General features: G+C 59.5%; 5 protein-coding genes. All 5 read right to left on the minus strand.

The window, feature by feature from the left end; all coding sequences use genetic code 11:
- The coding region (locus tag HX812_RS30440; RefSeq protein ID WP_256738065.1) for an ImcF-related family protein at nt 1–2,213 on the minus strand (2,213 nt) is incomplete at its 3' end.
- The gene (locus tag HX812_RS30445) at nt 2,206–3,180 is read right to left on the minus strand and encodes a hypothetical protein (RefSeq protein WP_235165515.1); all 975 of its coding nucleotides are present in this window, start codon (nt 3,178–3,180) and stop codon (nt 2,206–2,208) included. The genes HX812_RS30445 and HX812_RS30440, both read right to left, overlap by 8 nt.
- 140 nt (nt 3,181–3,320) lie before the next feature.
- Nucleotides 3,321–3,578, minus strand: a complete 258-nt coding sequence (locus HX812_RS30450; RefSeq protein ID WP_038850402.1) for a PAAR domain-containing protein — start codon at nt 3,576–3,578, stop codon at nt 3,321–3,323.
- 28 nt (nt 3,579–3,606) lie between these two features.
- On the minus strand, nt 3,607–4,128 hold the full coding sequence (locus HX812_RS30455; RefSeq protein WP_177128299.1) for a DUF3304 domain-containing protein: 522 nt from the start codon (nt 4,126–4,128) through the stop codon (nt 3,607–3,609).
- A gap of 37 nt (nt 4,129–4,165) precedes the next feature.
- Nucleotides 4,166–5,200: a hypothetical protein gene (locus tag HX812_RS32225; protein WP_256738066.1), complete on the minus strand. Its 1,035-nt coding sequence runs from the start codon at nt 5,198–5,200 to the stop codon at nt 4,166–4,168.
- Between the last annotated feature and the right edge of the window lie 178 nt (nt 5,201–5,378).

Raw genomic sequence — 5,378 nt, forward strand, 5'->3', positions numbered from 1 at the left:
TGTGCGTACTTCACCAACGACTCGGTTAACGCCTGAGTGCGAGCACCCGCCTGACCTTGATAAGCCAGCGTGTTCATCAGCGCAATCAGCGGGGATTGGCGCACATCGCTCATCAGCGTCAACTGGTCGATGACTTCGTCAAGGCTACCCGCTTCCTGCCAGCGCAGGCTGTTAAACAGATCCAGCCAGGCACTGGCGTAGTCCTGGAAGTAACGTTCAGTGAGACGCTCACGGAGCTGGTCGGGGCTCAAGCGGGTGTCGATGTCGGTGGGTTTGTCGCTGAGGACCCAGTCGATCTCTTCGCGGCGAGCCTCGGCGATCTCGTCGATGGCTTGGCGCACCTGGCCCTCCCAGGCCTGCCGAGTGAATACGCCCGGCACGCTCGCACCGGTGGAGAACAAGACCGAGGCATCGGTATCACCCACAAGCTGGTGAAGGCCCAGGTCCGGGAAGTGATTGGCGGCGTCATCGAGCAACTGTTGATACAGACTGGCTTCGGCATTGCGCTGGCCCAGTTGACCGAGCAGTACTTGCCGAACTTGTGCGACCAGCCGAGGATCGGCCTCGATGCGCCAAGCGGGGTTCGCGGCCAGATGCTCGCCGTAGAATTGCCACAGGTTAGGTGCCAGGCTTTGCCAACGTCCCGGCGCAATGCCTGGGCGTGTGGGCTGGGTGTCGCCCAGGGTCTTGACCAGAAAACCGGCATCGGCTTTCTCCGGGCGCGCCATCATCAAATAGGCTTTGAGCTGGGCATAGGCATCACGTGCACGTTCAGCACGCGCGGGGCTGTCCGGGGCCAGCTTGACCAGTGCGCTGAGCTGTTGGCGCAGAGCCGCGGTCGCCGGATCGCGGATCAGGCGGTTGTTGGCCTCCACATAACGTGGCCACAACGTTTCGAGCAATGCTTGATTTTGGTTCAAACCAAAGCGTTGGTACCACGGAGCGCCGTCCTGGACGCGATCATCCAGGCGCGCCAGATCGCGGACCAGTTCGTTGAGGGCATTCAATTGTTCGTCGCCGGTGCCTTGTTGTTGCAGGATTGCCAGTGAGGCCTGGACTTGAGTAATCAGTAGGCGATTGCTGGTGAACGACAGCAGTGAACCCGCCGCCCAGAGCATTGCCAAACCCAGCGTCAGCACGTAAACAACGCGCGGCGCCCCCCAGCCGAATCTGTGGCTGCGACCACGGTCACCCAGCACGCCCTGCCAGGCGGGAGGCACCACCCAATGGTTGTCAGATTCATGGGAAGAACAAGGCACCGGTAAGCTGAACCACACCCCACGTAAAGGGATGCCAAGGGCAAACCTGCCGGCCCATGCAGAGAGCGTATGACACCAACGCGCAATTCCCTCCCCCCGCAAATCACGGGACAGCCGTAGCAGGAAGTCATGGCTCATCAGCGTGCTCATCTGCCCCAACCCTTCACGGCGCAACGACTCCAACAATTCAGTCAACGCTGACTCCAGCGACACCGAAGTGACCCGGGCTGGCAACAGACACCCCACCGGCTGCGGCGTGCGAGCGTCTTGCGACCACCGACTGTGGCAGATTTGCCAGAGGTGCAGTGGCAGTTGCCATTTCAGGTCACGGGCCAGGTCTTGTAATTGACGCATACCTTTGCCGATCGCGGCGTCATCGGCGGCCTGAGTTTCGTTGAGTGCCCAGACAACGCCGTCCAGGGCTCGCCATCGGCTGAGCGCGCTCCATCGGTTACGGAATAACTGATCCAACTGCGCCTGAGCACTGCCGCCCCACAACAGAACGGTGCCTTGAGCTTGCTGCCATTGGTTTTCAGCCAATGCGGGGGCGATGGCTTTGATTTCGGCGGGTTCGCCGATGACCAGCAGCAATCGGACATTACGGCGCCAAAAGAATCCGTAGCATTTGCGTAAATCTTGGATCAGCTCTGCCTGATAGGTGCATTCAACCGGTTGTGTCGGGGGCGACGAAGGCATCCCACGACCCCCCACGACTAAACTGCGTACCCCCTTCTGGATTACCAGCCATGCCACCAGCGCCATGCCGAAAAACAACAACCACAGCATGACACCCTTGACCATGAGATCGCGTATCACGGCCCAACCAACGGGCCTGCTCCCCATCAATAACCACCAGATCGCGGCGCCCACAGCGACAAGTACCGCCAGGGTCAAAGCCAGTAACAGCGCCGTCTGCCACATGGACACTTTCGGGGATTCAATTTTTTCAGTCATCGGGTTTCACAACTCCAACGGCCAGGGTGTGATGGGGATCATTCGCCAACCAGGCGCAAGGTACCTGATGCTCTTGGGCATACCAGGCTGCCAGGGTTTGCGCGACCATGGCCTGTAGACGATCCAAGGTGCCAAAGTTGGCGTCTTGCGGTTTGGTCTTCCAGTCGATGGCAGACAGCTCAGCTATATTCGGTTGAGCAAACGACACGCACAGCTCGGCAGGGGTCGTCAGGTCGCTCTGCTGCAAAGCTCGCTCAGCGACCCTCGAGAGCGGCTCGGTGTCGGCCGAAAACCATTCACCTCGTGTAAAGCGTACGCCGCCTTCTGGGCCAAACAACCAGAGCAGTGCTGCCTCCCCAGAAGGCGATTGGCCCTCACTTTCTACTGGCGAGGATTGGCAACCGGCACACAGAATACGGGCCGTCGTCGCTGCACCCTGCAATTGATCAATGACCGAATCCAGGCTACGAATGCCCTCCCACGTCTCGGGCTGTTCGGGCAGTTGAACCCGCCCAGTGCTCAGTGCAACTTGCTGGACGAATGCTTGCCAGGCCGCTTGCGACCCCAGCCAGTAACAACGCAGAGGCTGAACGAACGAGTGTTCCTCACGTTGCTCATTCCACTGTTGAGCGAGCAAGATCGCCATATTTCGCTCACGCCCAGCAACATCACTTCCAAACACCTGGCGAAGGTACAACGTTCGCCCTTCCGGTGTTTTCTGTGGCATGGGTGGCGGATAGTCCGAGTTGAACAGTCTTAGGCCGTGCTCTGGTTTTGTGCAGGTCGGTGATACCAGCACGGACTCGACCAATCCGACTTTCTGCCGATGGTGCTGCCACCACGCCAGCCGTACCTGTTCGGCTGCCTCGTGGTAGTGCTGCGCGGTATGCCGATTCAGACGAAAGTACAAAACACGCAGCAGCAACGCGAGCAACCAGACCAGGAAAACGCAGGCCAAACTGGTCATCGCTAAACGCGATTCAATGAATGGTCGAAATACCACGCTGAGGCCAGCCCAAATAACCAGCAAGACCAAGCCACTGGTCAGCCAGCGTGAGTAGATAGGTACGCGAGCCATAGGATAGGGAGCTAACTCAGGCGCGCGAATCAAAATGCCACCTCCGTATCGGGCATTGAGCTGACCAGTGTGCACCCGCACTTGCATCGGTGTCCGTGCAACGCCGCAGGACGCCCGTCGATGTGCAGTAAGTCAGTGCCTTCGGCGATCTCGGTGCGACCGTGCAGGTTGCAGCGCACGGCATTACCCAGGCAGGCCATGGGTCTTCCATCACACTCGTAGTGTCCCTCCAGCACTTCGCCGCCATATTCTTGCAATGTGTCGCCCTGACGGATAACCGGTTTCATCGCCCTGTCTCCACAAAGTGGTCGTGCATTACTGCGGACATGACTGAGGCTCCGGCAAATGCAGCGAGGTCTTGATCGGGTATTCCGGGCTGCCGTAGGCGTAGCAGGAGGTGGTGACCTGGATGTCATCGCAGGGCAGGAAGTGGACGGTGAGGCCGCAGACTTTTTGGCCGGTGTAGTCGGGGATCGGGACTGTTTTGGTGAGTTGGCGTTTTTGGGCATTGATTCTGTTAAGCCACTCCAAATACTTGTTCCGATCTGCATATCCCGGAAAGTCAAAGGAGTAGGCAACACCTGTTTCCCAATCCACACGCACCGTAATCCCCGGCTGCCAACGCGCCGGTGCGACATAACAGCAACCGCCCCCGCCGCCCTGATACGGGCCAATAATGTCGATGCCTGAGCGGCCATCGACACTGAACCGATTGATCGCCCAGTGCGTATGATTTATAGCTTCAAGCGTGCTGGCCTGAGCGGTTTGTGCCCACGCTGCCCCAGTCAGACAGCAGAACAAACTCACCCACACAGCGCATAAATGCGGGGCATGCATCGGTTTGATTCCTAACGTAGTGCGTCGCAAATCGTGATCAGGCCTGTGCATCGCTCACCTCGGCAAGCTTGGCGTAAAAGGCCTCCCAGTGCGCATCGATGGCCTTGTGAGCCTCGGCCAAGCGTTGTGCGTCCATGACGGGGGGGCGAGTGGCGACGACTGTGTTCGAGGCAGGCAACGGTGGGATACCGGCGAGCACCGTCGCTTGAATTTCAGGGTTGAGCGCAAGCTCTCGTCTGCTGGCCTCACCGAAGAACACCATGCGCTCACGGAAATAACTGCCCATCGGTTCACGGCCCAATGAGTACAGAAACCAGGCGCGGGAATCGTGGACTTGCTCATCAAACAGCGCACGCAACAGCCCCGGCGGTTCGTGGGTGTTGGCGGCTTCGTCGACGCGACCACGTGTGTTGGCATCCAGGTGACTGCGGTAACCGGCCGCTGGTGGAAACAGCTGGCCGACCCTGGCCTGCCCCGCCGCTTTCATCTGCCGGCACTCGACGCGGGCGTCGGCGGTGATGATGCGCAGCACGACCAAGGGCGGCATGTGCGCCGGCAGTACTCGACTCAGGCTGGAGGCCAGGTGATCGGGGTCGCGGTAGGCTGCCGCAAACTCTTCGGCAGCCTCACGCAATTGGGTTTGGCCCATGTCCGGATCGAAATCCTTCACCCCGGGTTCCAGTGGCCTTTTCGGCGTGCGGCCTTCGCGTTCGATGGCGAGTTGCTGGCGCCGACGTTTTTCCACCGCGGCCTGATTTTGATTGCGCCGGGTCTTGGCTTGATCGCGGGCTACATCGTCAGCTTCGGTGTCGCTTGCCTGGCGGTAGAAAGGGGCCTGCTTCAGGCTGGCGAAGGCGTAACGATCGATGCGCCAGGCGGTGATCCAGCCTAGTTGGGTGCGGGCCGCTTGTTCCAAGGTGGTGGTGGAGGTGAGGGGTTGGTAGCGTTCTATTTGTTCTGTGGAGAGCGGTTGAGTGACTGGAGGTAGGCCCAGGGTCAGTTGGCGCCAGGCGTTGAAGCGGGCAACCAAGGTTGAAGAAACATCAAACTCTACTTGCAGCTCAGCTTCCATTGCTCGCCAGAGTTCGTGCCGCATGCCTATTGGTAAAGAATGCGGAGGCACTTTTAATGGTGCCCCATGCGAAAAAGCATCAGCATATATTTCGTGCAGGGCGATCTGCGACAACAATAAGCCGCCGCCCAGTTGCCAATCGGGACTATATGCCTTCCCCTGATCCCCCGGCGGATAC

Origin of the sequence: Pseudomonas sp. IPO3749 (assembly GCF_013386605.1) — a bacterium.
Lineage (GTDB): Bacteria > Pseudomonadota > Gammaproteobacteria > Pseudomonadales > Pseudomonadaceae > Aquipseudomonas > Aquipseudomonas azotoformans_A.

Bases quoted from the DNA above. Each gene is read 5' to 3' on its own strand.
- HX812_RS30455 (WP_177128299.1), bottom strand. From the start codon at position 4,128: ATGCATGCCCCGCATTTATGCGCTGTGTGGGTGAGTTTGTTCTGCTGT.
- HX812_RS30450 (WP_038850402.1), bottom strand. From the start codon at position 3,578: ATGAAACCGGTTATCCGTCAGGGCGACACATTGCAAGAATATGGCGGC.
- HX812_RS32225 (WP_256738066.1), bottom strand. From the start codon at position 5,200: ATGGAAGCTGAGCTGCAAGTAGAGTTTGATGTTTCTTCAACCTTGGTT.
- HX812_RS30445 (WP_235165515.1), bottom strand. From the start codon at position 3,180: ATGACCAGTTTGGCCTGCGTTTTCCTGGTCTGGTTGCTCGCGTTGCTG.